We start from the raw sequence: 26,378 nt of genomic DNA on the forward strand, positions 1-26,378 counted from the left end.
CCTTGCAAGGAGGAAGAGATGGTTCAGAACCAGGAGGACCGACCGGTCCAAGAGGGCCTGGCCGAGGGCCAGGGGGAGGGGGCCAGCCGGCCCGAGTTCGCAGCCCAGGGCGAGCGGGTCGGGGCGGTGGTCTACTTCTCCTCCGCCTCCCGCAACACGGCCAGGTTCATGGCCAACTGCCGCCTTCAGGAGGAGGGGATCGACGTCTTCCGCATACCCCTGCGGCCCAAGGACCCCCCGCTCAACGTGCGGCAGCCGTACATCCTCATCGTCCCCACGTACGGTGGCGGGTCGGCCAAGAAGGCCGTCATGCCGCAGATCAAGAAGTTCCTCAACGACCCGGCCAACCGGGCCGGGATCAGGGGGGTCATCGCGTCGGGGAACACCAACTTCGGCGAGGCCTTCTGCATGGCGGGAGACATCATCTCGCGCAAGTGCGGGGTCCCCTTCCTCTACTACTTCGAACTCATGGGGACCAAGGAGGATGAAGAGAAGGTCAGGCAGGGGGTCCTGGACTTCTTCCGCAACCACCCCGAACCCGGGTCCGGCTCCGGTCGGTGAACCCGGAGCCCTTCCCGGACGGATCCGCACGGCGCCGTGCATGCAAGGGCAAAATCACCGAAACATCATCCAGGAATCATGAAAGGACACCAGATGGGCGCTTACGACGACACATCGCTCAGCCTCGACAGGACCGAATCGGAGGGGGGCCAGGCCTACGACCCGGCACATGACTACCATGCCCTCAACGCCATGCTCAACCTCTACGACGCGGAGGGCCGGATCCAGTTCGACAAGGACAAGGAGGCCGAGCGCCAGTACATGGAGCAGCACGTCAAGGCCAACACGATGACCTTCCCCACCACCGGGGAACGGATCGCCTACCTGCTGGACCACGATTACTACGACAGGAAGGTCTTCGACCAGTACAGCCCGGACTTCCTGGACAGGATATACGATCACGCAGCCAGGAGCGGGTTCGAGTTCGACACCTTCCTGGGCGCCTTCAAGTTCTACACCTCCTACGCCCTGAAGACCTTCGACGGCAAGGGGTACCTGGAGGACTTCCCCCAGCGTTGCGTGGCCGTGGCCCTGGAGCTGGCCGCAGGCGACGAGGACGCGGCCGTCAAGTACACGGACGAGATCATCTCCGGCCGTTTCCAGCCCGCCACCCCCACCTTCCTCAACCTGGGCAAGGCCCAACGGGGGGAGCCGGTCTCCTGCTTCCTGGTCCGCATCGAGGACAACATGGAGTCCATATCCCGTGGGATCAACGCCGCCCTCCAGCTCTCCAAGCGCGGCGGCGGCGTGGCCCTCCTCCTGAGCAACCTGCGTGAGATGGGAGCCCCCATCAAGCACATCGAGAACCAGTCCAGCGGTGTGGTCCCCGTCATGAAGCTCCTGGAGGACTCCTTCTCCTACGCCAACCAGCTGGGTGCCCGCCAGGGTGCCGGCGCGGTCTACCTGTCCGCCCACCACCCCGACATCATGCGCTTCCTCGACACCAAGCGGGAGAACGCCGACGAGAAGATCCGCATCAAGTCCCTGGCCCTGGGTGTCGTCATCCCCGACATCACCTTCGACCTGGCCAAGCAGAAGGCACCGATGGCCCTCTTCTCCCCATATGATGTGGAACGGGTCTACGGCAAGCCCTTCGCGGACATCTCCATCACCGAGCACTACGACGAGATGGTCAAGGACAAGCGGATACACAAGAAGTACATCGACGCCCGTGACTTCTTCATGACCCTGGCGGAGATCCAGTTCGAATCCGGCTACCCCTACATCCTCTTCGAGGACACCGTCAACAAGGCCAACCCCATCGACGGCAGGATCACCATGTCGAACCTCTGCTCCGAAATCCTTCAGGTGCAGGAGCCCAGCACCTACAAGGAAGACCTGGATTACGACCACGTAGGCCGCGACATATCCTGCAACCTCGGCTCCCTCAACATCGCCAAGGCGATGGACGGAGGCCTGGCCGACACGGTCGAGACCTCGGTGAGGGCCCTGACCGCGGTCTCCGACCAGACCGACATCGAGGCCGTCCCCTCCATCAAGCGGGGGAACGACGAGGGCCATGCCATAGGCCTGGGGCAGATGAACCTCCACGGCTTCCTGGCCCGCGAGCACATCCACTACGGGTCGGAGGAGGGGCTGGACTTCACCGATATGTACTTCATGACGGTGGCCTACCACGCCTACAAGGCCTCACATGCCCTGGCCGTCGAACGGGGGCGGGCCTTCGCCTCCTTCGGCCGTTCCGACTATGCCAAACCGGCCGGCCGAGGCAACTACTTCGACAAGTACACCGACGGTCGCCGCTCCCTGGAGCCAAGGACCCAAAGGGTCAGGGAGCTCTTCGACCGGTACCGGGTGCACATCCCCACCGTCGACGACTGGAAGGAACTCCAGGCGGCCATCCTCAAGGACGGCATCTACAACCAGAACCTCCAGGCCGTTCCCCCCACGGGGTCCATCTCATACATCAACCACTCCACCAGTTCCATCCACCCGATCGCCTCCAAGATCGAAATCCGCAAGGAGGGCAAGATCGGAAGGGTCTACTATCCGGCCCCTTACATGACCAACGACAACCTGGACTACTTCGAGGATGCCTACGAGATCGGCTGGCAGAAGATCGTGGACACCTACGCCGAGGCCACCCAGCATGTGGACCAAGGTCTCTCCTTGACCCTCTTCTTCCCCGACACGGCCACGACCCGCGACCTGAACAAGGCCCAGATATATGCCTGGCGGAAGGGGATCAAGACCCTCTACTACATCCGCATCCGTCAGCAGGCCCTGGAGGGGACGGAGGTCGAGGGCTGCGTCAGCTGCATGCTCTGATCCCTCCCTGTCCTGACTGCCGTACCACGGCGGCGGACCACGAGGGCGGCCGGTCCCAGTGCCCCGCGGACGGGGGCCGGCCGCCAACCCAAGGGTTTCTCGGCCTCAAGCCGGCTGGCCCCGTCCTCACGAACCGGCCCAGCCCCGTCCGGGGCATGGCATCGACCGGTTCCCCTTCCACCCCAACCCCCCACCCCTGCAAGAGCCATCCCGGACGGGGCAGGTCCCCGTCCCGCACCTATAAGGAGCATCATCATGGTCCCACCCATTTCCATTCCCCGTCAGCCGCTCAAGCTGATCGACCGGGTCTCCGCCATCAACTGGAACCGCCTGGAGGACGATAAGGACCTGGAGGTCTGGGATCGTCTGACCGGCAACTTCTGGCTGCCGGAGAAGGTCCCCGTCAGCAATGACCTGCCTTCATGGCAGGCCATGAGCGAGGAGGAGCACACGCTGACCATGCGGGTCTTCACCGGCCTGACCCTCCTGGACACCATCCAGGGGACCGTGGGGGCGGTCAGCCTGATCCCGGATGCCCTGACCCCCCACGAGGAGGCGGTATACACCAACATCGCCTTCATGGAGTCGGTCCATGCCAAGTCCTACTCCTCGATCTTCTCCACCCTGGCCTCGACCCCCCAGATCGACGCCGCCTTCGAGTGGAGCGAGCAGAACGAGTTCCTCCAGCGCAAGGCCCGGATCGTCCTGGACTACTACGAGGGCGACAACCCCCTGAAGCGGAAGGTGGCCTCGACCCTCCTGGAGTCCTTCCTCTTCTACTCGGGCTTCTACCTGCCCATGTACTTCTCCAGCCATGCCAAGCTGACCAACACGGCCGACCTGATCCGACTGATCATCCGTGACGAGGCCGTCCACGGCTACTACATCGGCTACAAGTACCAGAAGGGGCTGGCCAAGGTCTCCGACTCGGAGCGGCAGTTGATGAGCGACTACACCTATGAGCTCCTGGGCGACCTCTACGACAATGAGGTGGAGTACACCGAAAGCCTCTACTCGGGCGTGGGTCTGGTCGAGGACGTGGAGAAGTTCCTGCGGTACAACGGGAACAAGGCCCTGATGAACCTGGGCTATCCCGCACTCTTCCCCTCGGACACCACCGACGTGAACCCGGCCATCATCGCCTCCCTGAGCCCCAACGCCGACGAGAACCATGACTTCTTCTCCGGTTCGGGCTCCTCCTACGTCATGGGGAAGGCCGTGGAGACGGACGACGACGACTGGGATTTCTGACCGGTCCCGGACGTCGGCAAGGCGGAGGGGCCGGGTCGGAACCGGGCCTTCCGCCCGCTGCGACACGGTGACTTGCCGACTTGCGGAAAAGAAGAAAACATGTCATTATAGGCAAGTTGCCGTATGGAGCTCCGGCTCGTATGCGGCATGGCGGATTTCCCAAGCGGTCAAAGGGAGCTGACTGTAAATCAGCCGCGTAATGCTTCAGAGGTTCGAATCCTCTATCCGCCACGCCTCGGTAGCTCAGTGGCAGAGCACTTCCTTGGTAAGGAAGAGGTCGTGAGTCCGATTCTCACCCGAGGCTCTATGGCGGGGTAGCTCAGCTGGCTAGAGCGTACGACTCATAATCGTAAGGTCAAGAGTTCGAGTCTCTTCCTCGCTACGATCGCCGGCATAAGCCGGCGAGCAATGACTACAGAGGTGAACCATGGCAAAAGCCGCAGATATCCGTCCTGGCATTACGCTGGCGTGCACCGAGTGCAAGGAGCGCAACTACATCACGACGAAGAATCGTCGCAACACTCCTGACCGTCTTGAGCTCAAGAAGTTCTGCCCCCGTTGCGGCCGGCACACCCTGCACCGCGAGACCAGGTGATCAGGTAGTTCGCAGTTCGTGAGGGACCCGTGAGGACGGGCCCCTTTTTATATATCCGCATGGCGGGCAGGATCCGCTGTGATCGCGCAACCCTGCCGTCAGGCGGGACGGGCCCGTGTTAGGGTCGGGGGCCGTCAGGCGTAAGCGGCCGCGATGGCCTGGTCCAGGTCTGCGATCAGGTCGTCCGCCTCCTCGAGGCCTGCGGAAATCCTCAAAAGGTCGTCGTCCACGCCTGCGGCCCGCCTGTAGACGGCGGGGACCTCGCGGTGGGTTATCCTGGCCGGGTCCACGATCAGGGTCCTGCAGTCCCCGATGTTGGGCATGTAGGAGATCAGACGGACCCCGTCGACGATCCTCTTCACGCGCTCGTATCCCCCCTCGACCCTGAAGGAAAGGATGGGGCCGACCCCCTTGGGCAGGAGGGTGTTGACCAGGTGGGCCTGCCGGTCATCGGGGGCAGGGACCCCGCCTCCTTCTCCACCCTGTTCGTTCCCTGTTCCCCGCCCTGCCGGCACCTGGCCGGCCAGGAGGCCCGAGTAGTTCACCTGGGTCACCTGGGGGAGGGTGGACAGGTGGTCGGCCAGACGGCGGGCCGTGGCCACCTGGACGGGGACCCTCTGCGCCAGCGTCTCCAATCCGTTCAGTTGGAGGTAGGCGTTGAAGGGGCTCATGACGGCCCCGAAGGTGTGCAGGTACTTGGTGTGCACCCGGTGGAGGAAGGCCAGGTCGCCGAAGGCATCCAGGAAGCTGACCATCGATCCGTGGCGTTCGTCGCTGATCACCAGTTCGGGTTGGGTCATCTGCGGGTAGCGGCCGTTGCCCCAGTCGAAGCGGCCGCCGTCGACGATCACTCCCCCCATCGCGTTTCCATGTCCGTTTATCCCCTTGGTGGTGGAGTGGACCACGATGTCGGCCCCGAAGTCGATGGGGTTCAGCAGGTAGGGGGTCGGGACCGTGTTGTCGATGATCAGGGCCACCCCGTGTCGGTGGGCCAGGCGGGCCAGTCCCGGTATGTCGGTGACTGCGGTCGAGGGGTTGGCTACGGACTCGGCGAAGATGGCCCGGGTCCGGTCGTCGATCAGTGCCTCCACCGCATCCAAATCGTTGATATCATCCACAAAATCGGTATGGATGCCGAAGTTGGGGAAGAAGGTCTCCATGGCATCCACCGAGGTGCCGTACAGGCTGCTGGAGGAAATCAGCCGGCCGCCCTTTTCGGCGGCGCACATGAGGGCGAAGGAGACCGCCGCCATCCCCGAGGCCACGGCCACGGCCCCCCGCCCGTGTTCCAGGCTGGCCAGCCTGTCCTCCAGGACCTTGACCGTCGGGTTCGCCAGACGTGAGTATGAAAAACCATCCAGGGTGCCGGCGGCCAGGCCATCGCCCCGGTCCGCGTCCACCATGTCGAAGGCCGAGGTCTGATAGATGGGGACCGAGGCCGCATATCCGTTCTCCCTACAGTCATAGCCGTCGTGAACCGCCCTGGTCCCGAAACCCTCACCCATGTCCCTCTCCTCCTGTGCTTGTCCCTCGTGGACCCCGCCACCCTCCATCCAACCTGCCTGCGGTTCGTTTGGCAACGCTGGACCCATAGGTTTTGTTTATGGGTCCTTATCGGGGCCTGTGCGGAGGGGCGGAGAGGGGACGATGATACAGTGATTGTCATGTCTGTTGCCCTTTCACATGATTCGAAAGCCCTGACCTTCGCCGACCTGACCACCATGGGTGTAGGGGGGCGGATCGAGGCCTTCATCCGGCCCACCAGCCGGGTGGGACTGATCGAGGCGGTGGAGGAGGCGGACTCCAAGAGGCTCCCCCTGGCCGTGATCGGGGGAGGGGCCAACCTCATGCCCACCGATGTGGACTTTTCCGGAATCGTAGTCCGCGACACCCGTCAGGATATATCCCTGCCCGACGAGGCCACCCCGGTCAGCAGCGGGGCCGACCGCGTCCACGTCAACGCCACGGCCGGGACCAACTGGGACGACCTGGTCTCCTTCTGCGTCCGGATCGGATTGAGCGGGATCGAGGCCCTCTCCGGCATCCCCGGGACCGTGGGGGCCAGTGTGGTCCAGAACATCGGCGCTTACGGGTGTGAGGTGGGGCAGGTGGTGGACACCATCGAGGTCTGGGACCGCCAGCTCAAGGTGACAGACTACCTCCGGGCCGACCGGCTGGACTTCGGATACCGCACCTCCCTGCTGAAGAGGACCATGTACAGGTCTCCGGCCGTCCCTGACGGGACCTTCTTCCCCACCCCCCGCTACGTGGTCCTCTCTGTCACCCTGGCCCTGGTCCACCGCAGGTCCGCCCCGGTCGTGTCCGACCAGCTGGCAGGGGCCCTGGGCGCGCAACCGGGAGCGGTCATGGACATAGATGCCATACGCAGGGCGGTCCTGTCCATCCGCGCCGCCAAGTGCATGCTGGAAGACCCACGCCGCTACGCAAACCCCTGGATGGCCGGTTGCCGGAGGGCCAGCGAACTTTCCGAGGCCCTGGACGATGCGTCTGACCTCATGGCCACCCCGCCCGAGGATCAAGTCGAGCCGGCCGACCCGGCAGATCACACGGCCCGGGAGGACCTCCTGCTCAACCGGCACAGCTGCGGCAGCTTCTTCACCAACCCCCTGGTGGACAGGCAGACGGCGGCAGCCCTGCCGGACGAAGCCCCCAGATTCCCGGCTCCACGCGATCCCAGTGACCCCCAGGCAGGGGAGGGAAGAGTCAAGGTCTCCGCCGCCTGGCTGATCGACCATGCAGGCTTCCACAAGGGCTACCGGTTGGCCGCCGGGGCACCTGCCTCCCTGTCGACCGTCCACACCCTGGCCCTGACCAACAGGGGAGGGGCCACCGCCAGCGACCTGGCGGCCCTGGCCAGGACCATACAGTCGGGTGTGGAGTCCACCTTCGGCATCCACCTGGTCCCGGAGCCCGTCACCCCCGGCATCGACCTCTCCTGACCCCCTCTGCCGGCTTCATGGACCGCCCCATGCCTTATAGTGTTCGATTTGTAAGAATAATCACACGAGGCGGGAAACAGCATGGAGCTATTCAGGAAGAAATCGGTCGAGGAGACCCTGGCCGAGACCGGTGAGGAGGGCCGTTCGCTCAAACGGACCCTGACCACGTGGGACCTGGCGATCATGGGTGTGGCCGTGGCCGTCGGGGCCGGCATCTTCTCGGTCGGAGCCCAGGCCGCCGCCTTCCATGCGGGACCCGCCGTCATCATCAGCTTCATGCTGGCCGGTCTCATCTGCGCGGCTGCCGTCATGTGTTATGCGGAGTTCGCCTCCGCCATCCCCGTCTCGGGCTCGGCCTACACCTTCACCTACACCTCCCTGGGTGAGGTGGTGGCCTGGATCATCGGCTGGGACATGATCCTCGAGATGCTCATGGCGGCATCGGTCATCTCCAAGTACTGGGGGGTCTACCTGAACGACTTCGTCCACCTGATGGGTGGGACGGGGTTCACCACCTCCATACGGTTTGGCGGTTTCAAGGTGGATCTGGCCCCCCTGGTGGTCGTCAGCCTCTTCACCGCCCTCCTGGTCCTGGGCACCAAGATCTCGGCCCGCTTCGACGGGGCTCTGACCGTCCTCAAGATCGGCATCGTCCTCTTCGTCATCGTGGTCGGCTTCTTCTACATCAAGACGGACAACTACCACCCCTTCATCCCGCCCAGCGAGCCGGCGGCCGACGTGCCCGGGGCCACCGTCTCCGGCGTGATGGGCCAGCCCCTCTGGCAGTGGATTTCGGGGATGGAGCCCACCATCTACGGGGTGCCGGGCATCCTGTCCGGGGCCGCCCTTGTCTTCTTCGCCTTCGTGGGCTTCGACGTTGTCGCCACCACCTCGGAGGAGGCCAAGGAGCCCCACAAGACCATCCCCCGCGGCATCGGACTGGGCATGGCCATCGTGGTCGTCCTCTATGTCCTGGTCGCCATAGTCACCACCGGCATGGTCTCCTACAAGGACCTGGCCAAGGCCAAGAACCCCTCCCTGGCCACCGGCTTCGAGATGGTCGGGGCCTCCTGGGCGGCCAAGATCATCTCCTTCGGCATCGTCATAGGCCTGACCACCGTGGTCATGGTCCTCCTCCTGGGGCTGACCCGGACCATCTTCTCCATGAGCCGGGACGGCCTCCTGCCCCGCTCCCTGTCCAAGACCGGCAGACATGGCACGCCGGCCCGCATCCAGGTGATCGCCGGGATCATCGTGGCCCTGGTGGCCTGCTCCTTCGACATCGATGTCCTGTCCGACCTGGTCAACATCGGCACCCTGTCGGCCTTCTTCCTGGTCGCCATATCCGTCCCCGTCATGCGGCGCCGTCGGCCCGACCTCCCCCGCCCCTTCAAGATCCCCGGCAACCCCTGGGTCCCCGTCCTGATCGCCCTGGCCTGCCTCTGGCTCATGCTCAACCTGACGGTCCTCACCTGGATCCGGTTCGCCATCTGGCTGGCTGTCGGGTTCGCCATCTATTTCGGATACTCCTATGGACACTCCCGCCTGGGTCGTCACGAGTTGACGGAGGAGGTTTCCAGCGCCACCAGACAGGCTCTTGGAGACGAATGAGCGTCGCCCTCGGGGCATAGACTGTCTTCAGTCGACAGGAGGTTTCACCCATGACGTATGTCATCGCCCAGCCCTGCGTGGATGTCAAGGACAAGGCCTGCGTGGACGAATGTCCGGTGGACTGCATCTATGAGGGCAAGCGTTCCCTCTACATCAACCCCAACGAGTGCGTGGACTGCGGTGCCTGCGAGCCGGTTTGCCCGGTGGAGGCCATCTTCTACGAGGACGATCTTCCGGAGGAGTGGACCTGGTACAAGGATGCCGCAACCGACTTCTTCGCCGAGGTGGGTGATGCGGGCGGAGCAGCCGCCGTCGGGGCCTACGGCCACGACCCCGAGCAGGTGAGTGCCCTGCCAGCGCAGAAGTGAACAGGTCCTGAGGGGGGCCGGGCCCGGACCGGGGCCGGCCCCCCTCACATGCCCAGGGTCACCGATCCCTTGCCATAACGGTCCCGGATCGAGTCCAGGGTCCGTTCCGCATCCTCCATCCCCTTGCCGCCCTGCGGGCCCTGCGTGGAGGATTCCTTGAGAATGTCCTCCAGGGAGGGCTGTATCGGGGTGTCTTCCGCCTTGCTCAGCCCCGAGACGCTCACCCCGGCCAGCCTGATCTGGGTGGGCAGGATGGAATCCACGGGGGTGTCTTCCGGCAGGCCCAACATGGACCTCAAAAGGCGTGCCGCCTGGGGGTATATGCTGCTGGCCGAGTTGATGGGGGTCTCCAGGGTGTGCGCCTTGGTCATGTACCTCAAATCGCTGAAACGCAGCTTGACCGTGACTGTCCGGGCCATCAGGTCGTGGGCGCGCAGGGCCGTCGCCACCTCGTCGCTGCAGGTCCTCAGAAGGTTGGAGACCACCCGCATCTCGGTGGTGTCCTTGAGGAAGGTCCGCTCCGCCCCGATGGACTTCTCCGGCGGCCTGGGCCTGACCTTGCTCTCGTCCATCCCCCTGGCCGCCAGGTAGAGCATGTGGGCCGTGATCGCCGATCCGGTGGCCCTGACCAGGTCGTGTTCGCTGAGCTCGGCCAGTTCCCGCACGTTGCGTATGGCCCAGGCGTTCAGCCGCTTCTCCAGCGCCGGGCCGATGCCCGGGATCCCCCGCAGGGGCATGAGTTGCACGAAGTCGGCCTGGCTGCTCCTTGGTATGAGCAGCATCCCGTTGGGTTTTGCATTGGTGGAGGCCATCTTGGCCACCAGTTTGTCGGAGGCTATGCCCACGGAGCAGGTCAGGGCGAATCTGGTCGCCACCTCACGGCGGATCCAGGAGGCTATGGATGTTGGCATGCCCCACCTCATCAGGGCCCCGGAGACGTCCATGAAGCATTCGTCCACCGACACCTGTTCGATCTGGTCGGTCACCCGTGAGAACACCTGGTGGAAGATCTGGCGCGACACCTCCCGGTAGTAGGCCATATCCACGGGGAGAAAGACCCCCTGCGGGCAGAGGCGACGGGCCCGGGCCACGGGCATGGCCGAGTTGACCCCGTACGGTCGGGCCTCATAGCTGGCCGCGCTGACCACCGCGCGCTCGCCTGTGCCGATGATCACCGGACGTCCCTTGAGTTCTGGGTGGCGGGCGATCTCGCAGGAGGCATAGAAGGCATCCATGTCGATATGGAGCACCGTGCATCCCGTTTCGTCATGTCCCCAGTCGCGCTTCGCGGCTGCAAGTCTCGGTGCAGTGCTCATGTCGCCATAGTAATCGGTGACGTCCCGGCGGCCGGCTGCTTTGAGCTGAGAACGTGAAAGCCCGAGCCCTCCGGCTCCCGGGCCCGGTCGTGGAATCGGAGCCCTGCCCGAGGTGGACCGGGGTCCGATGGCCGGCGCCATCCACTTCGCCCCCCGCTGCCTCCCGTGGGTGACATGCTGAAACGGCGATTCGTACAGGGGCTGATGCTAAACTCGGTTCTTGTCATTCATGGGGTCCTTTGGACCCTCTGTTACCTGGATGATGCCGGAGACGTGCCTGAGTGGCCGAAAGGGGCACCCTGCTAAGGTGTTGACTGCGCAAGCGGTCCAGGAGTTCGAATCTCCTCGTCTCCGCCGGATATGACGGTGGTCGCGGAATCGTCCGCAGCCACCGTTTTCTTATGCCGCCCTCCCTGTGTCGCGGTGACCTGGCCCATTGCCCTTCCCGTTCACCCGCCGGTGTGGGCGGTCTTTGACCAGGAGGTGCGTCCCAGGGCAAGTCCGACCAGGGACACCGGTGCGACGGCCGGCCCCAGTACCAGGTTGACCGACTGGAAGGCCATGAAGTCTGCCATCAGCGTGGGGATGCCCCGCTCGGGCATGTAGCGCAGGTGCGGTGCTCCTTGAGCCAGTACGCAGGGTTACTGGTCGCCCGTCTTCAGGCCCGCCTCCATGTGGACCGCCGGATTCCCCTGTCGAAGGCGGACAGGGCTCCTGCCAGGGTGGTCGTGGCGTCTCCCCGGGGCCACCCAGTCCGGTCTTTCGCTGACCAGGACCTCGTCCATGCCCGTCATGGCGGCCGCCATGACAGGGTTCAGACTCTGGACGGGCCTCATGATGTGCATCGAGCGATCTGGTCTCAGGGAGAAGTTTCTCGGGGCATCGTTCGTCAGTTGGCCGTGCTGTCCGGTAGACAGCAGTGTCCGCCGGTATTCTCCCCCTATCCAGGTCCTTGACCCGGGGGGCCATCTTGATGGCTTCCGGTCTGGTGCCGACGATGCATAACACCCTGTTCATTCTTGTCCTTGCCGTTCACCGACCGCGGCGGAGTCGTCCATCGGGGGCGGTCTGCGGATGGGGCTCCGGTCCTCCCCGTTTCATGCCAGATGCCATCCGGCACATTCTGTTTTCGGAAGAAAATATGTGTTCCCCGAACTGATTATCGCTGTTCAATCAGTAAAAGCGGATTATTGACAGACCGATGATGGCTGACGGGGGGAACCGTTTTGATGCAGGCCGAGGGAGGGGAGGGACCAGGGTCGTTCAGGCGGACAGGATGGATGAGGGCCCCATATCCGTCTTCGCCGCCCTTCCCTGCACGAGGTCGGAGAGTCTGGATTCGAAGGCGTCGAGATTACTGAGAGGGAGGTCGTAGATCAGGGTCACATGGTCGGTGAAGGTCTCATCGGTGAGCCTTCCCTGGCAGGAGGCGAGGAGACGTCTGAAGGGTTGATGGTCGGCATATGGCAGTTCGATCCTGAACCTGCGGCAGTCGACCAGGTCGGCCGTGTGCGCCCTGTCCAGGGCCTGTGAGGCTGCGGTCGAGTATGCCCGGATCAGCCCTCCCGACCCAAGGAGTATCCCGCCGAAGTATCGAGTGACCGTCACCACGCAGTCCGTAAGACCACGCCGCCTGAGAACCTCCAGGATGGGCTTGCCCGCCGTCCCGGAGGGCTCGCCGTCGTCGGCCATCCTCTCGTTGAGCCTGCCCGGCAGACCCCAGACGGCGCAGTGGCACACGTGTCTGGCTTTGGGGTGTGTCAGTCGGACCCCCTCGACGAAGGCGGCCGCCTGGTCCGCCCCCTCGATGTGGCAGGCCTGGGCGATGAACTCCGACTTCTTCTCGGTGAAGGAGGACTCCGCCGGGCGGTCAGGCCCCTCTACGATCGTGCGCACGGCTCCTCCTTCCGTCCGGGATGCCCTGCGCGGACATTCCGGGTTCGACCGTATCAAAAGGCCGTATACAAAGGTGCACCGACCAGGTACAGGCCGCAGAGGGTCCACTGCACAGGATGGAGCGGAAATCAGAGTCTCGATTTATGCTGGCCTACATGAGACAGGAGCAGGTGGCTGACGGGAAGATCCAGGCGGATGGGAACGGAGGCGCCCGGGATGGGGCCCATTCCGGGCCCGATCGGGAGGATACGGCCCATTCCGCGCCCGGGGGAGAGGAAGGGCATGAGGCCCTGACGGTCTCTTACGAGCGCCTGCGTCATTCGACCGACGAGGAGGAGTTGCATGAGTTCGCCAGGCACCCCCTGCCGGACAGGTCCGACCAGGCCGCCTTCTCCAGGTTCACGGCCCTCCTGGAGGCTGTGGCCGGGAACGCCCACACCCCCGTCGACGACAGGGTCTTCCTTGCCGGGACCATGCCCTTCCCGAACATCCTGGTCAAACTCTCACAGGATGTGGAACCGGCCGTCCGCAGGGCCGTGGCCGCCAATACCGCCGACAAGAACTGGCTGGTCGGCCTGTTGACCAAGGACCCCGACCCCTCGGTCAGGGCGGCCGCCCTGGTCAACCCGATGACCTCCTGGAAGATGCGTCTGGAGGGGGCCGAAGACCCACGGACCGACAGGGTCACCCTGGCCTTCCTGTCCGAGTTGGGAGTGGATCGGGAACCGGACGCTCCAGCCGTGCTGGCCTCCATGGTCAGACGTGCCGTGGCTCTGAACCCCAACACGGACCCTGCCATCCTCGACCGGCTTCGGACGGATCCCAGCGGCGAGGTGGCCCGTGCCGCATCCGGCAGGTGAGGTCCTTCCCCTGGCACCCCGCCGGCCGCGCCGACCCCCCTGCGCGCGGCCGGAACCGTTGGTTCCGCGGCCTGTGTCGCCTCCGGTTTCCCCGGGAGTTTTGACGAAACGCCCAGAGGCGTTATAATCATGGATTGTTGTGTTTCCCTAAGGGGTCCTCAAAGCGCTTTTCCCACTCGCCGTCTAGGACTTTCAGGGAGCCCACGGAAAATAAGGCTCTTCGCCGCCCGTTGCAGACAGGCGCCGGGAAGTCTGAAACACAATGCAAGGAAAAGGTTGAATCGTGAAAACTTTCGCCCCGAAACCAGCCGATCTGACACATGACTGGTACATCGTCGATGCCAGCGACATGGTGCTGGGCCGTCTCGCCTCTCAGGTCGCAGACCTCCTGCGCGGCAAGAACAAGCCGACTTTCGCACCCCACGCCGACTCCGGCAACTATGTGGTAGTCATCAACGCGGCCAAGATCGCCCTGACCGGCGACAAGACCGACAAGGTGCTCTACACCCACTCCGGCCGTCCCGGCGGCCTGCGTCGTGATTCCTATGGCGAGCTGCTCAAGAACAATCCCGAGCGCATCATCTACACGGCCGTCAAGGGCATGCTCCCCAAGAACCGCCTGTCCAGGACCCAGCTGACCCGCCTGCGCGTATTCGCCGGCGAGGAGCACCCCCACACCCCACAGAAGCCCGTCCCCTTCGAGGTCGGACGGATTTCGCAGCAGGCCAAGTAGGACCGAAGGAGATAGAACATCATGGCTGAAAACAACAACAGCTCCGCAGTCCTCGAAGCCGAAGAGACTGCGGCTTCCTACACGTCGGAGACCAACTCCGGCGCCGGCACCGGGACCTCGGCAATCGAGCCCGGCTACGGCACCGGCCGCCGCAAGGAGGCCGTGGCCCGCGTCCGTCTGATTCCGGGCAGCGGCAAGTGGAGCATCAACGGTCACGACCTGAGCGAGTACTTCCCCAGCAGGCTGCACCAGCGCGAGGTCAACTCGCCCATCGTCCTGCTCAAGCTGGAGAACAAGTTCGACGTCGTCGTCCGCGTCGAGGGCGGCGGTGTGACCGGCCAGGCCGGCGCCATCCGCCTTGGCGTGGCCCGGGCCCTGAACGCCATCGACCGGGACGCCAACCGTCCGGCGCTGAAGAAGGCAGGCTTCCTGACCCGCGACGCCCGTGTCGTGGAGCGCAAGAAGGCCGGTCTGCACAAGGCCCGTCGCGCCCCGCAGTTCTCGAAGCGCTGACCCCTTATTTCATTCAAGGTCCCCGCCCTCCGGAAGGAGGACGGGGACCTTGTCGTTGAGGCCGTCCTTGCCCACCCATCTCTGGCCCCCTCCTGCGCCCCAGTGTGACTGACTTCTCAAGTGCACGCCGAATGTGACATGTCTGGGTTCCAAACGCACGTGGAAGGCACGCTTGTGCACATGACACGCCGGTTGACTGCACTTCCACCGTCGGCGTGGCGTTCAGGTACCTCCCTACCAGTACATTGTGATGTTGGTCACTTTCCCGGCAGTCCGCAGGGTGACCGCCCGCCAGATGTGCCCGGCCATCGCGCCGGTCCGGTCCGGGCCGGCAGCGCCGGTCGCGCGGCAGAGGGATCCCATCCCCTGGCAGGGCAATCGCGTATGTAATCCCACAGGAATGAAGCGGGGAGCAAGTTGAAGATCAAGAAGACAGCTGACAAGACCGTCGCACAGGACGAGACACCGGCCCAGGAGAAGGGGGAGGGCCCGGACAGGGGGCAGGCCCCTGCAGGAGGGGGGACTGCCGCCAAGGCCGGCCGGAAGGCCGATGCCGCAGAGGGTTCGCAGGCCCAGAAGGCCCCATCCCAGGCCGCCGAGGAGGTGGATCGTCTGGTGGCCAAGGCCCAGGTGGCCCTGGCCAGATTCGAGGAACTCGACCAGGAGCAGGTCGACCGCATCGTGGCCAAGGCCTCCATCGCAGCCCTCAACAAGCACCTGGTCCTGGCCAAGATGGCCGTCGAGGAGACCGGGCGCGGCCTGGTCGAGGACAAGGCGACCAAGAACATCTTCGCCTGCGAGCATGTGACCAACCACCTGGCCAAGCAACGCACCGTCGGCGTGATCCGTGAGGACGACGTGGACGGGATCGTCGAGGTGGCCGAGCCGGTGGGCGTCGTGGCCGGCGTCACCCCGGTGACCAACCCCACCTCCACGGCCATCTTCAAGTCCCTGATCGCCTTGAAGACCAGGTGCCCAATCGTCTTCGGCTTCCACCCCTTCGCCCAGGAGTGCTCGGTGGCCGCCGCAAAGATCGTGCGTGACGCCGCTATCGAGGCCGGTGCCCCACGCGACTGCATCCAGTGGATCGAGCATCCGTCAATCGAGGCCACGGGCCAGTTGATGAAGCACCCCGGCGTGGCCACCATCCTGGCCACGGGCGGCCCCGGCATGGTCAAGGCCGCCTATTCCTCCGGCAAGCCGGCCCTGGGCGTGGGGGCCGGCAACGCCCCGGCCTACGTGGACAAGCAGGTCAATGTAAAGAGGGCCGTCAACGACCTGATCCTCTCCAAGCACTTCGACTACGGCATGATCTGCGCCACCGAACAGGCCATCATCGCCCACAAGGACGTCTACGACAGGGTCGTCGCCGAGATGAAGCGGCGCAAGGCCTACTTCGTGAACGCCGACGAGAAGGCCAAGCTGGAGCGCTACATGTTCGGGGTCACGGCCTACGCGGGGCCTGAGGCTCCGGCACCCAAGCTCAACTCGGTGGTCCCCGGGAAGTCCCCACAGTTCATAGCCCATGAAGCCGGATTCGAAATCCCCGAGGATGCGACCATCCTGGCCGCAGAGTGTCGTGAGGTCGGTGAGATGGAGCCCCTCACCATGGAGAAGCTGGCCCCGGTCCAGGCGGTCCTCAAGGCGGAAGGGAAGGAGGAGGGCTTCCACATGTGCGAGCTCATGCTCAAGCACGGGGCCGGGCACACCGCCGCCATCCATACGGACGACCAAGACCTGGTGCGGGAGTACGGCCTGCGCATGCATGCCTGCCGGATCATCTGGAATCAGCCCAGCTCCCTGGGAGGTATCGGCGACATCTACAATTCCATCGCCCCCTCCCTCACCCTCGGTTGCGGCTCCTACGGGGGCAATTCGGTCTCCGGCAACGTTCAGGCCGTGAACCTGATCAACGTCAAGCGCATAGCCCGGAGGAACAACAACATGCAATGGTTCAAGGTGCCCCCCAAGACCTACTTCGAGCCCAATGCAGTGCGCTATCTGCGCGACATGTTCGGCATCCGCAGGGCCGTCATCGTCTGCGACAAGGTGATGGAACAACTTGGTGTGGTGGACAAGATCATCGACCAGCTGCGTTCCCGCCCCGAGCCCGTCACCTTCCGCATCATCGATTACGTGGAGCCCGAGCCCAGCGTGGAGACCGTGGAGAGGGGGGCCAGGATGATGCGGGACGAGTTCGGTCCCGACACCATCATCGCCGTGGGCGGGGGCAGCCCCATGGATGCCGCCAAGATCATGTGGCTCCTCTATGAGCACCCGGAGATCTCCTTTTCCGATGTGAGGGAGAAGTTCTTCGACATCCGCAAGCGAGCCTTCAAGATCCCCCCGCTGGGCACCAAGGCCAAGCTGGTCTGCATCCCGACCTCGTCGGGGACCGGGTCCGAAGTGACCCCCTTCGCGGTCATCACCGACCATCAGACCGGCTACAAGTACCCGATCACGGACTACGCCCTGACCCCCAGCGTGGCCATCGTCGACCCCGTCCTGGCCCGGACCCAGCCCCAGCGGCTGGCCTGCGACTCCGGCTTCGACGCCCTGACCCACTCAATGGAGGCCTTCGTCTCCGTGTACGCCAACGACTTCACGGATGCCATGGCCCTGAGGGCCGCCAAGCTCATCTGGGACAACCTCGAGATTTCGGTCAACGGACCGGCCGGCCGGTCCAGGACCCGTGCCCAGGAGAAGATGCACAACGCCGCCACCATGGCGGGCATGGCCTTCGGGTCGGCCTTCCTGGGCATGTGCCATGGGATGGCCCATACCATCGGAGCCCTCTGCCACATCGCCCATGGGCGGACCAACTCCATCCTCCTGCCCTATGTGATCCGCTACAACGGCCAGATTCCCCAGGAGCCCACCTCCTGGCCCAAGTACAGCGAGTACGTGGCGGCCGAGCGCTACCAGGAGCTGGCCCATGTACTGGGCATCGAGGCCTCCACCCCGGAAGAGGGGGTGGAGCTCCTGGCCGGTGCCGTGGAGGACTACCGTGACCGGAAGCTGGGCATGGATCCCTCCTTCCAGGCTGCCGGGGTGGACGAGGACTACTTCTGGAGCATCCTGGACGAAATCGGCATGAGGGCCTACGAGGACCAGTGCACCCCGGCCAACCCCCGGATTCCTCAGATAGAGGATATGAAGGACATAGCCATCGCGGCCTACTACGGGGTCCCTCAGGAGAGGGGTCACGCCCTGCGCGTAGAGCGCGAGGGGGAGAAGGCCACCGAGGAGGCCTCGCAGAGGGTCTGAGGCCGGCTCAGTGGGGCTGACCGACTGCGACACGCCCGGATTAATCCAGGGGGCGGTTCGTGGTTTAATAAGAAAGTTGCCTGTTTTGGGCTCGCACTTTGTAATTCAAAATAGCGGGCGCAGCACGGGACCCACCCCACTGGGGTCCCGGATGGCTGTGCATTGATGCGGTTCCGATCCGCGGATGACCTCCGCGGATTGCGCCGTCCAATGCCCTGCGGCAGGCTGGTAACCAGTTAACTCATCGCTAGAAAGGGCGGACGGCAATGGCGGGACAGAAAATCCGTATCAGGCTAAAGTCCTATGACCATGAGGTCATCGACCAATCGGCGAAGAAAATCGTCGAGACGGTGACGAACGCGGGCGCAACAGTGGTTGGCCCCGTTCCGCTGCCGACTGAGAAGAACGTGTATGTCGTCATCCGTTCTCCTCACAAGTACAAGGACTCCCGCGAGCACTTCGAGATGCGCACCCACAAGCGCCTCATCGACATCGTGGATCCCACGCCCAAGGCCGTGGACTCCCTGATGCACATCGATCTGCCGGCGGACGTCAACATCGAAATCAAGCTGTAAGGGAGGAGGAAACCGTATGGCTGAACAAGAGAGGACCCGCAAGGCTCTCCTGGGTCGCAAGCTGGGAATGTCCCAGGTCTGGGACGAGAGCGGCTTCTTCGTCCCGGTCACCCTGGTGGACGTGTCCACCAACGTGGTGACCGCAGTCAAGTCCGAAGAGAGCGACGGCTACAAGGCCATCCAGATCGGCTACGGCCAGATCGACCCCACCAAGGTGACCAAGCCTCTGGCCGGCCACTTCGCCAAGGCCGGTGTGACCCCCCGTCGCCACCTGGTCGAGGTCCGCACCTCTGATGCGACCGACTACCAGCCCGGCCAGGAGCTGGGCATCGACCTCCTGCCCGAGGGCAGCGCGGTCGACGTCACCGGCACCACCAAGGGCAAGGGCTTCGCCGGCACCATCAAGCGGTGGGGCTTCAAGTCCTACCGTCGTACGCACGGTTCTCACAAGAACGAGCGCCGCCCCGGTTCAGTGGGCGCATGCGCGACCCCCAGCCGCATCCTCAAGGGTAAGCGGATGGCCGGCCGCATGGGCCACGACACCTCCACGGTGGAGAACCTGACCATCGTGTCCGCTGACGCGGACAAGGGCATCATCGCCATCAAGGGGGCCCTGCCCGGGCCCAAAGGCGCCATCGTCCTGGTCCGTTCCGCAGTGAAGGGAGCCTGAAACCATGGCCAACATGACTCTGAACATCACGGATGCCAAGGGCGCCGCGGCCGGTTCGGTCGAAGCCCCCGAGGACATCTTCGGCATTGACGAGGAGAGCGTGAGGGCCCACGTCCCCATGATCCACCAGGTGGTCGTGGCCCAGCTGGCCGCGGCCCGTCAGGGAACGCATGCGGTCAAGACCCGCTCCACGATTTCCGGCGGCGGGCGCAAGCCTTGGAAGCAGAAGGGCACCGGCCGTGCACGTCAGGGCTCCATCCGCGCCCCGCAGTGGACCGGTGGCGCAGTCGTCCACGGGCCGGTCCCGCGTGACTACTCCCAGCGGACCCCCAAGAAGATGAAGGCCGCTGCACTGCGCTACGTCCTGTCCGACAGGGCCAACGCCGGACGCATCCACGTGATCGACTTCGGCATCGGCGACAAGCCTTCGACCAAGTCGGCCGGAGCAGCCCTCATGCCCGTGGTCGAGAACCGCTTCACCACGGTCGTGCTCTCCCGTGAGAACGTGAACGAGTGGCTGTCCGTGAGGAACCTGCCCACCGTGCATGTCCTCTTCGCGGATCAGCTCAACACTTACGACGTGGTCACGGCCGAGGATGTCGTCTTCAGCAAGGACGGCTTCGACGCCTTCCTGGCCGCCAAGACCGGCTCCGAATCCGAGACCGCGAAGGAGGCCTGATTCACATGGCAGCTATCAACAAGCCCGTGCACGACATCATTCTGAGGCCCGTGGTCTCCGAGAAGAGCTACGCCAACGCCGACCGCGGCCAGTACACCTTCGTGGTGGACCCGGGTGCCAACAAGGTGGCCATCAAGCAGGCCATCGAGAAGATATTCAAGGTGAGGGTCACATCGGTCAACACCCTGAACCGCCAGGGCAAGCGGACGCGCACGCGCTCGGGCTACGGCCAGCGCAGCAGCGAAAAGCGCGCCATCGTCACGGTGGCTGAGGGCCAGTCGATCGATGTCTTCGGTACCAATCACTGAAGGCTAGCCGAGAAAAGTTAAGGAAGAACTACATTATGGCTATCCGTACATACAAGCCGACGTCTGCGGGCCGCCGCAACGCCTCGGTTTCGGACTTCTCCGAAATCACGCGTTCCAAGCCCGAGAAGTCGCTGGTCCGCAAGCTCAGCAAGACAGGCGGCCGCAATTCATACGGCCGTGTGACCAGCCGCCACCGCGGCGGTGGCCACAAGCGCCAGTACCGCCTCATCGACTTCCGTCGGTGGGACAAGGACGGCGTGCCCGCCAAGGTCGCAGAGATCGAATACGATCCCAACCGTTCGGCCCGGATCGCCCTCCTGCACTTCGCGGACGGCGAGAAGCGCTATATCATCGCCCCCCAGGGAATCAAGCAGGGCGATGTGATCGAGACGGGCGCCCAGGCCGACATCAAGCCCGGCAACAACCTGCCCCTGCGCAACATCCCGACCGGCACCATCGTCCACGCCATCGAGCTCCGCCCGTTGGGCGGGGCCAAGATCGCCCGCTCCGCAGGTGCGGCCGTCCAGCTTGTCGCCAAGGACGGGGCTTACGCCCAGCTGCGCATGCCCTCAGGCGAAATCAGGAACGTCGATGCCCGTTGCCGCGCGACCGTGGGTGAGGTCGGCAACTCCGACCACGCCAACATCGAGCTGGGCAAGGCAGGACGTGCCCGCTGGCTGGGTCGAAGGCCCATCACCCGTGGTGAGTCCATGAACCCGGTCGACCACCCGCATGGCGGCCGTACTCGTGGCGGCAAGCCGCCCGTGTCGCCGTGGGGCAAGGGAGAGGTCCGCACCCGCCGTCCGAAGAAGGCTTCGAACAAGATGATCGTGCGTCGCCGTCCAAATGGTAAGAACCGCAAGTAAGGGAGTGCCGAAAAGATGACTCGTAGCATCAAGAAGGGCCCATTCGTCGACGCCCACTTGCAGAAGAAAGTCGACGAGCAGAACGAGAAGGGCACGAAGAACGTCATCAAGACCTGGTCGCGCCGTTCGATGATCACCCCTGACTTCATAGGTCACACCTTCGCCGTCCATGACGGCCGCAAGCATGTGCCCGTGTTCGTCACCGAAGCCATGGTCGGTCACAAGCTCGGTGAGTTCGCCCCCACGCGCACCTTCAAGGGCCACGTGAAGGACGACAAGAAAGCACGCCGCTGAGGCGAGGAAGAGTAGAGACACATGGAAGCTAAGGCAATTGCACGTCACGTCCGCGTGACGCCACGCAAGGCTCGCCGCGTCGTCAACCTCATCCGAGGCAAGCAGGCGACCGAGGCCGTGACCATTCTGAAGTTCGCCCCCCAGGACGCGGCCATCCCGGTCCGCAAGGTCCTGGAGAGCGCCATCGCCAACGCGCGCGTCAAGGCGGACAAGGCCAATGAGCCTTTCCGCGAGAACGACCTCGTGGTTCGTGAGACCTACGTGGACGAGGGAGTCACCCTCAAGCGTTTCCGCGCTCGTGCCCAGGGGCGGGCTGCCCGCATCAACAAGCGGACCAGCCACATCACCGTCGTGGTGGCCGACAAGGAAGGAGCCCGATAATGGGGCAGAAGATCAACCCGTTTGGGTACCGACTCGGCATCACCGAGGAGCACCGCAGCAAGTGGTACTCCGACTCCAACAAGCCGGGGGAGCGTTACCGCGACTTCGTGCTTGAGGACGACAAGATCCGCAAGGAGATGAACAAGGATCTGGAACGCGCAGGCGTGTCCAAGATCGTGATCGAGCGCACCCGCGACCGCGTCCGCGTCGACATCCACACCGCCCGGCCGGGCATCGTCATCGGCCGCCGCGGGGCCGAGGCCGAGCGTGTGCGCGCAAAGCTGGAGAAGATCACCGGCAAGCAGGTCCAGCTGAACATCTTCGAGGTCAAGAACGCAGCCATCGACGCCCAGCTGGTGGCCCAGGGCATAGCGGAGCAGCTGACCAACCGCGTCACCTTCCGCCGTGCCATGCGCAAGGCCCAGCAGGATGCCATGCGTGCAGGCGCCAAGGGCATCAGGATCAAGCTCTCCGGCCGCCTGGGTGGGGCCGAGATGAGCCGGTCCGAGTTCTACCGTGAAGGCCGTGTCCCCCTGCAGACCCTGCGCGCCCTGATAGATTATGGCTTCTTCGAGGCCAGGACCACTTACGGCCGCATCGGCGTGAAGGTCTGGATCTACAAGGGTGACATGACCGAGCGCGAGTTCGACGAGCAGCAGGCCCAGCAGGGCAGCAACCGGCCAGGCCGCCGTGGCGACCGTGACCGCCGCCCCCGCCGTGGCGCCCGCCCCTCCGAGGGTCGTCCCGCCCAGCGCGACCAGGCCCCGCAGGAGGCCGGTGTGAGCACCCCTCCGGCGCAGGTGGAGGAGCAGACCGAGGCTGCGCCGATCGCAACGGAAGCAAAGGAGTGAGCTGTGCTTATCCCAAAGAGGACTAAATACCGCAAGCAGCATCGTCCGGGACGTTCGGGCATGTCCAAGGGCGGCAACGAGATCGCTTTCGGCGATTACGGCATCCAGGCCCTTGCTCCCGCCTACCTGACCAACCGTCAGATCGAAGCGGCACGTATCGCCATGACCCGTTACATCAAGCGTGGCGGTCGTGTGTGGATCACCGTCTTCCCTGACCGGCCCCTGACCAAGCACGCCCTGGGTTCCCGAATGGGTTCCGGCAAGGGTGCGCCCGAGTTCTGGATCGCCAACATCCACCCGGGGCGCGTCCTGTTCGAGATCGGCGGCGTGAGCGAGGATGTGGCCCATGAGGCACTCCGCCGGGCGATCGACAAGCTCCCCATGAAGTGCAGGATTATCGCACGCGAAGGCGGTGACATCTGATGTCAGTCGGAACAGCCGAATATTCAATCAAGAATCTGAACGAGAAGACCGACGCGGAGATCGAGGACTTCCTCAAGAAGTCCAAGGAGGAGCTCTTCAACCTGCGCTTCCAGTCCGCCACCGGTCAGCTTGAGAACACCTCCCGCCTGAAGGCAGTCAAGCACGACATCGCCAGGATGTACACGGTCCTGCGCGAGCGAGAGCTGGGCATCAGCCAGGCGCCGGAAGCCGCTCAGGCCAAGAGTGAAGCTGAGGAGAAGTGAGCATGGCTGACAAGCAGGAGCGTAACTTCCGCAAGGTTCGTCGCGGGTACGTCGTGTCCGACGGCATGGACAAGACGATCACCGTCGAACTGGAGCAGCGTTCGACCCACCCCCTGTACGGCAAGGTCGTCCGCAGCAACCGCAAGGTCAAGGCCCATGATGAGAAGAACGAAGCGCACATCGGCGACCTCGTGAGTATCATGGAGACCCGGCCTCTGAGCAAGACCAAGCGCTGGCGTCTCGACTCCATCGTCGAGCGCGCCAAGTAACAAGTTCGGCCAGGCTCCGCGTGTGATCTGCCCCAGGGCATGGTGCACGTGGAGGACCAGCGCGGCTAAGGAGAATCAATGATTCAGCAGGAATCGCGGCTTCACGTCGCTGACAACACGGGTGCCAAGGAAATCCTTGCCATCCGAGTGCTCGGCGGGTCGAAGCGACGCTATGCCGGCATAGGCGATGTGATCGTCGCCACCGTCAAGGATGCCATCCCCGGCGGGTCGGTCAAGAAGGGCGAGGTCGTCAAGGCGGTCGTCGTCCGCACAGTCAAGGAGCACCGTCGTCCCGACGGCTCCTACATCAAGTTCGACGAGAACGCCGCCGTCATCCTCGGCAACGGCCGGGAACCCCGCGGCACCCGTATCTTCGGACCGGTCGGTCGTGAGTTGCGCGACAAGCGCTTCATGAAGATCGTGTCCCTCGCACCGGAGGTGATCTGAGTATGGTAGCCAAGATCAAGACAGGCGACCAGGTCAAGGTCATCCGCGGCAAGGATCGCGGCAAGGAGGGCAAGGTCCTCAGGATCCTGCCGAACGACCGCCTGATCGTGGAAGGCGTGCAGATCGTCAAGAAGCACGTCAAGGCCACCCAGCAGGGTCAGGAGTCGGGCATCGTCCCGACCGAGGCTCCGATCCACCGCTCCAACGTGATGGTGATCGACCCCGAGACCAAGAAGCCGACCCGCATCGGTGTCCACATCAAGGAAGAGGCCCGCGACGGCAAGGTCAAGACCGTCCGCGTCCGCTTCGCCAAGCAGTCAGGCAAGGAGCTGTCATGAGCGATACAACAACCGTTGAAGCACCGGCAGTCCCCCGTTTGAAGCAGCAGTACGAAGAGCAGATCGTGCCCGAGCTGGAGAAGGAGTTCAAGTTCTCCAACCCCATGCAGGTGCCCAGGGTCGAGAAGATCGTGGTCTCCATGGGTGTCGGTGCAGCGGCCCGCGACTCCAAGCTGATCGAGGGCGCGGTGCGTGACCTGTCCGCCATCACCGGCCAGAAGCCCAAGGTGACCAAGGCCAAGAAGTCCGTGGCCCAGTTCCACCTGCGCGAGGGCCAGGCCATCGGCGCCTACGTGACCCTGCGCGGTGTGCGCATGTGGGAGTTCCTGGATCGTCTGCTGACCCTGGCCCTTCCCAGGATCCGCGACTTCCGCGGCCTGAGCGGGAACCAGTTCGACGGTCAGGGGAACTACAACTTCGGTCTCACGGAACAGTCCATGTTCCACGAGATCGATCCGGATTCGATCGATCACCAGCGTGGCATGGACATCACCCTGGTGACCTCCACCAAGAACGATCAGGAGGCCCGGGCGCTGCTCAAGCAGCTGGGCTTCCCCTTCAAGGAGAACTGATATGGCAAAAACCGCTCTGAGAAACAAGGCGGCACGCAAGCCGAAGTTCAAGGTGCGTGGATATTCGCGCTGCCAGGTCTGCGGTCGTCCCCATTCCGTCTATCGCAAGTTCGGCCTGTGCCGCATCTGCCTTCGCGAGAAGGCCCACCGTGGCGAGCTGCCCGGAGTTACGAAGTCCAGTTGGTAAACATCGACGCTGAAGGTCCGCGGCCCGGACAGGAGACTGCCGGGCGGCGGAAACCACGGCGAGGAAGGGCATAAGCCCACATGACAATGACAGATCCCATCGCAGACATGCTGACCCGTCTGCGCAACGCGAGTGCGGCGAAACACGAGACCGTGGATATGCCGTACTCAAAATTCAAGGCGAACATCGCCCAGATCCTCAAGCGCGAGGGTTACATCTCCGACTACAAGGCCAAGGAGGCGCGCGTAGGGCAGGATCTCGAGATCACGCTCAAGTACGGCCCCCAGGGAGAGCAGAGCATCCAGGGCATCAAGCGTGTCTCGAAGCCCGGCCTGCGCCGCTACGCCAAGTCGGACTCCCTGCCCATGCCCTTGGGCGGTCTCGGCATCGCCATCATCTCGACCAGCTCGGGCCTGATGACTCAGAAGGAATGCCTCGACAGGGGCATCGGCGGCGAAATAGTCGCCTACGTGTGGTGAGAAAGGAGAGCTGAACATGGCATCGCATATTGGTAAGCTCCCCATCGCCGTTCCCGATGGCGTGGAAGTGTCCATCAAGGGCCAGGAGTTCTCAGTGACCGGCCCCAAGGGCAGCGACGGCTACACGATTCCTGAGGGCATCACCGGAAAGGTGGAGGACGGCCAGATCGTCCTCACCCCCGTCGACGACGAGCGAAACACCCGTGCCAAGCACGGCCTGAGCCGTTCCATCATGGCATCCATGATTGAAGGCGTGAACAAGGGCTACAGCAAGCACCTGCAGATCGTCGGCACGGGCTACCGTGTGGCGGCCAAGGGCAAGAACCTGGAGTTCTCCCTGGGATACTCCCACACGATCACCGTGGAACCCCCGGAGGGCATCACCTTCGAGACCCCCAATGCGAACGAGGTCGTCGTCAACGGCATCGACAAGCAGGCGGTCGGCCAGGCTGCGGCCAACATCCGCAGGCTGCGCCCGCCGGAGCCTTACAAGGGCAAGGGCATCAAGTACGCGGATGAGCACATCCTTCGCAAGGCTGGAAAGGCTGGTAAGTGA

Annotated in this window: 33 protein-coding genes and 4 tRNA genes; 32 read left to right on the forward strand and 5 right to left on the reverse strand. The window is 64.1% G+C overall.

Going from position 1 to position 26,378, the window contains the following annotated elements; genetic code table 11:
• Positions 1–18 precede the first annotated feature (18 nt).
• The 7 genes from nrdI (at position 19) to rpmG (ending at position 4,696) form a co-directional block, all read left to right on the forward strand.
• Positions 19–561, forward strand: coding sequence for a class Ib ribonucleoside-diphosphate reductase assembly flavoprotein NrdI (gene nrdI, locus V6584_RS01585; protein ID WP_340468695.1), 543 nt, complete (start codon positions 19–21; stop codon positions 559–561).
• Positions 562–654: 93 nt separating this feature from the next.
• Positions 655–2,850 carry a class 1b ribonucleoside-diphosphate reductase subunit alpha gene (gene nrdE / locus V6584_RS01590; RefSeq protein WP_340468696.1) on the forward strand — a complete coding sequence of 732 codons (2,196 nt, stop codon included), beginning with the start codon at positions 655–657 and terminating at the stop codon, positions 2,848–2,850.
• Positions 2,851–3,105: 255 nt separating this feature from the next.
• Positions 3,106–4,101: a class 1b ribonucleoside-diphosphate reductase subunit beta gene (gene nrdF, locus V6584_RS01595; RefSeq protein ID WP_340468697.1), complete on the forward strand. Its 996-nt coding sequence runs from the start codon at positions 3,106–3,108 to the stop codon at positions 4,099–4,101.
• A gap of 149 nt (positions 4,102–4,250) precedes the next feature.
• Positions 4,251–4,332, forward strand: a tRNA-Tyr gene (locus V6584_RS01600).
• A 1-nt stretch (position 4,333) separates the two neighbouring features.
• Positions 4,334–4,405 (forward strand) — tRNA-Thr (locus V6584_RS01605).
• Between the two features lie 4 nt (positions 4,406–4,409).
• Positions 4,410–4,483, forward strand: a tRNA-Met gene (locus V6584_RS01610).
• Between the two features lie 45 nt (positions 4,484–4,528).
• On the forward strand, positions 4,529–4,696 hold the full coding sequence (gene rpmG / locus V6584_RS01615) for a 50S ribosomal protein L33 (protein WP_340468698.1): 168 nt from the start codon (positions 4,529–4,531) through the stop codon (positions 4,694–4,696).
• Positions 4,697–4,830: 134 nt separating this feature from the next.
• Here the strand turns inward: rpmG and V6584_RS01620 are convergent, their stop codons facing one another.
• On the reverse strand, positions 4,831–6,201 hold the full coding sequence (locus V6584_RS01620) for an O-acetylhomoserine aminocarboxypropyltransferase/cysteine synthase family protein (protein ID WP_340468699.1): 1,371 nt from the start codon (positions 6,199–6,201) through the stop codon (positions 4,831–4,833).
• Positions 6,202–6,360: 159 nt separating this feature from the next.
• Between V6584_RS01620 and V6584_RS01625 the strand changes: the two genes are divergently transcribed.
• The 3 genes from V6584_RS01625 (at position 6,361) to fdxA (ending at position 9,635) form a co-directional block, all read left to right on the forward strand.
• A complete protein-coding gene (locus tag V6584_RS01625) occupies positions 6,361–7,656 on the forward strand; it encodes an FAD-binding protein (protein ID WP_340469694.1) in 1,296 nt (431 codons plus the stop codon).
• An 81-nt stretch (positions 7,657–7,737) separates the two neighbouring features.
• Positions 7,738–9,267 (forward strand): APC family permease, encoded by a 1,530-nt coding sequence (locus tag V6584_RS01630; RefSeq protein ID WP_340468700.1) that lies wholly within the window; start codon positions 7,738–7,740, stop codon positions 9,265–9,267.
• A 50-nt stretch (positions 9,268–9,317) separates the two neighbouring features.
• A complete protein-coding gene (fdxA, locus tag V6584_RS01635; protein ID WP_340468701.1) occupies positions 9,318–9,635 on the forward strand; it encodes a ferredoxin in 318 nt (105 codons plus the stop codon).
• Positions 9,636–9,679: 44 nt separating this feature from the next.
• On the opposite strand, the gene dinB is transcribed toward fdxA, so the two are convergent.
• Complete coding sequence (gene dinB / locus V6584_RS01640) at positions 9,680–10,951, reverse strand: DNA polymerase IV (RefSeq protein ID WP_340468702.1); 1,272 nt, start codon at positions 10,949–10,951, stop codon at positions 9,680–9,682.
• Between the two features lie 267 nt (positions 10,952–11,218).
• Here dinB and V6584_RS01645 point away from each other — a divergent pair.
• A tRNA-Ser gene (locus V6584_RS01645) sits at positions 11,219–11,305 on the forward strand.
• Between the two features lie 95 nt (positions 11,306–11,400).
• Here V6584_RS01645 and V6584_RS01650 read toward each other — a convergent pair.
• From V6584_RS01650 to V6584_RS01660, 3 genes are all read right to left on the reverse strand, one after another.
• Entirely contained in the window at positions 11,401–11,526 is a 126-nt protein-coding gene (locus V6584_RS01650) for a hypothetical protein (RefSeq protein ID WP_340468703.1), read from the reverse strand.
• 66 nt (positions 11,527–11,592) lie between these two features.
• The gene (locus V6584_RS01655; protein WP_340469695.1) at positions 11,593–11,895 is read right to left on the reverse strand and encodes a UDP-N-acetylglucosamine 2-epimerase; all 303 of its coding nucleotides are present in this window, start codon (positions 11,893–11,895) and stop codon (positions 11,593–11,595) included.
• Between the two features lie 319 nt (positions 11,896–12,214).
• On the reverse strand, positions 12,215–12,847 hold the full coding sequence (locus V6584_RS01660; protein ID WP_340468704.1) for an IMPACT family protein: 633 nt from the start codon (positions 12,845–12,847) through the stop codon (positions 12,215–12,217).
• Positions 12,848–13,002: 155 nt separating this feature from the next.
• Between V6584_RS01660 and V6584_RS01665 the strand changes: the two genes are divergently transcribed.
• The 21 genes from V6584_RS01665 (at position 13,003) to rplF (ending at position 26,378) form a co-directional block, all read left to right on the forward strand.
• A complete protein-coding gene (locus V6584_RS01665) occupies positions 13,003–13,707 on the forward strand; it encodes an AbrB family transcriptional regulator (RefSeq protein ID WP_340468705.1) in 705 nt (234 codons plus the stop codon).
• A 283-nt stretch (positions 13,708–13,990) separates the two neighbouring features.
• Positions 13,991–14,440 carry a 50S ribosomal protein L13 gene (rplM, locus tag V6584_RS01670; protein WP_340468706.1) on the forward strand — a complete coding sequence of 150 codons (450 nt, stop codon included), beginning with the start codon at positions 13,991–13,993 and terminating at the stop codon, positions 14,438–14,440.
• Positions 14,441–14,461: 21 nt separating this feature from the next.
• Positions 14,462–14,953 carry a 30S ribosomal protein S9 gene (gene rpsI, locus V6584_RS01675; protein ID WP_340468707.1) on the forward strand — a complete coding sequence of 164 codons (492 nt, stop codon included), beginning with the start codon at positions 14,462–14,464 and terminating at the stop codon, positions 14,951–14,953.
• Positions 14,954–15,370: 417 nt separating this feature from the next.
• Complete coding sequence (gene adhE / locus V6584_RS01680) at positions 15,371–18,220, forward strand: bifunctional acetaldehyde-CoA/alcohol dehydrogenase (protein ID WP_340468708.1); 2,850 nt, start codon at positions 15,371–15,373, stop codon at positions 18,218–18,220.
• Between the two features lie 266 nt (positions 18,221–18,486).
• Positions 18,487–18,795: a 30S ribosomal protein S10 gene (rpsJ, locus tag V6584_RS01685; RefSeq protein WP_006295278.1), complete on the forward strand. Its 309-nt coding sequence runs from the start codon at positions 18,487–18,489 to the stop codon at positions 18,793–18,795.
• A 16-nt stretch (positions 18,796–18,811) separates the two neighbouring features.
• The gene (rplC, locus tag V6584_RS01690) at positions 18,812–19,465 is read left to right on the forward strand and encodes a 50S ribosomal protein L3 (protein ID WP_340468709.1); all 654 of its coding nucleotides are present in this window, start codon (positions 18,812–18,814) and stop codon (positions 19,463–19,465) included.
• 4 nt (positions 19,466–19,469) lie between these two features.
• Positions 19,470–20,144 (forward strand): 50S ribosomal protein L4, encoded by a 675-nt coding sequence (rplD, locus tag V6584_RS01695; RefSeq protein WP_340468710.1) that lies wholly within the window; start codon positions 19,470–19,472, stop codon positions 20,142–20,144.
• A 5-nt stretch (positions 20,145–20,149) separates the two neighbouring features.
• Positions 20,150–20,452: a 50S ribosomal protein L23 gene (gene rplW / locus V6584_RS01700; RefSeq protein ID WP_340468711.1), complete on the forward strand. Its 303-nt coding sequence runs from the start codon at positions 20,150–20,152 to the stop codon at positions 20,450–20,452.
• A 35-nt stretch (positions 20,453–20,487) separates the two neighbouring features.
• The gene (gene rplB, locus V6584_RS01705; RefSeq protein WP_340468712.1) at positions 20,488–21,318 is read left to right on the forward strand and encodes a 50S ribosomal protein L2; all 831 of its coding nucleotides are present in this window, start codon (positions 20,488–20,490) and stop codon (positions 21,316–21,318) included.
• Between the two features lie 15 nt (positions 21,319–21,333).
• On the forward strand, positions 21,334–21,612 hold the full coding sequence (rpsS, locus tag V6584_RS01710) for a 30S ribosomal protein S19 (protein ID WP_033490666.1): 279 nt from the start codon (positions 21,334–21,336) through the stop codon (positions 21,610–21,612).
• Between the two features lie 21 nt (positions 21,613–21,633).
• Positions 21,634–21,993, forward strand: coding sequence for a 50S ribosomal protein L22 (rplV, locus tag V6584_RS01715; protein WP_340468713.1), 360 nt, complete (start codon positions 21,634–21,636; stop codon positions 21,991–21,993).
• Positions 21,993–22,844, forward strand: coding sequence for a 30S ribosomal protein S3 (gene rpsC / locus V6584_RS01720; protein WP_340468714.1), 852 nt, complete (start codon positions 21,993–21,995; stop codon positions 22,842–22,844). Before rplV ends, rpsC begins: the two co-directional genes overlap by 1 nt.
• Before the next feature lie 3 nt (positions 22,845–22,847).
• Positions 22,848–23,267, forward strand: coding sequence for a 50S ribosomal protein L16 (gene rplP, locus V6584_RS01725; RefSeq protein ID WP_340468715.1), 420 nt, complete (start codon positions 22,848–22,850; stop codon positions 23,265–23,267).
• Positions 23,267–23,530 carry a 50S ribosomal protein L29 gene (gene rpmC, locus V6584_RS01730; RefSeq protein WP_340468716.1) on the forward strand — a complete coding sequence of 88 codons (264 nt, stop codon included), beginning with the start codon at positions 23,267–23,269 and terminating at the stop codon, positions 23,528–23,530. Before rplP ends, rpmC begins: the two co-directional genes overlap by 1 nt.
• Before the next feature lie 2 nt (positions 23,531–23,532).
• Positions 23,533–23,799, forward strand: coding sequence for a 30S ribosomal protein S17 (rpsQ, locus tag V6584_RS01735; RefSeq protein WP_340468717.1), 267 nt, complete (start codon positions 23,533–23,535; stop codon positions 23,797–23,799).
• Positions 23,800–23,877: 78 nt separating this feature from the next.
• A complete protein-coding gene (gene rplN, locus V6584_RS01740) occupies positions 23,878–24,246 on the forward strand; it encodes a 50S ribosomal protein L14 (protein WP_033490657.1) in 369 nt (122 codons plus the stop codon).
• 2 nt (positions 24,247–24,248) lie between these two features.
• On the forward strand, positions 24,249–24,584 hold the full coding sequence (rplX, locus tag V6584_RS01745; RefSeq protein WP_340468718.1) for a 50S ribosomal protein L24: 336 nt from the start codon (positions 24,249–24,251) through the stop codon (positions 24,582–24,584).
• Positions 24,581–25,156: a 50S ribosomal protein L5 gene (gene rplE, locus V6584_RS01750; RefSeq protein WP_340468719.1), complete on the forward strand. Its 576-nt coding sequence runs from the start codon at positions 24,581–24,583 to the stop codon at positions 25,154–25,156. Before rplX ends, rplE begins: the two co-directional genes overlap by 4 nt.
• A gap of 1 nt (position 25,157) precedes the next feature.
• Positions 25,158–25,343, forward strand: coding sequence for a type Z 30S ribosomal protein S14 (locus V6584_RS01755; RefSeq protein WP_340468720.1), 186 nt, complete (start codon positions 25,158–25,160; stop codon positions 25,341–25,343).
• 80 nt (positions 25,344–25,423) lie between these two features.
• Positions 25,424–25,822 carry a 30S ribosomal protein S8 gene (gene rpsH, locus V6584_RS01760; RefSeq protein ID WP_340468721.1) on the forward strand — a complete coding sequence of 133 codons (399 nt, stop codon included), beginning with the start codon at positions 25,424–25,426 and terminating at the stop codon, positions 25,820–25,822.
• A gap of 16 nt (positions 25,823–25,838) precedes the next feature.
• Positions 25,839–26,378 carry a 50S ribosomal protein L6 gene (gene rplF, locus V6584_RS01765; RefSeq protein WP_340468722.1) on the forward strand — a complete coding sequence of 180 codons (540 nt, stop codon included), beginning with the start codon at positions 25,839–25,841 and terminating at the stop codon, positions 26,376–26,378.

The sequence above is a fragment of the Bifidobacterium favimelis genome (genome assembly GCF_037963085.1).
Taxonomy (GTDB): domain Bacteria; phylum Actinomycetota; class Actinomycetes; order Actinomycetales; family Bifidobacteriaceae; genus Bombiscardovia; species Bombiscardovia favimelis.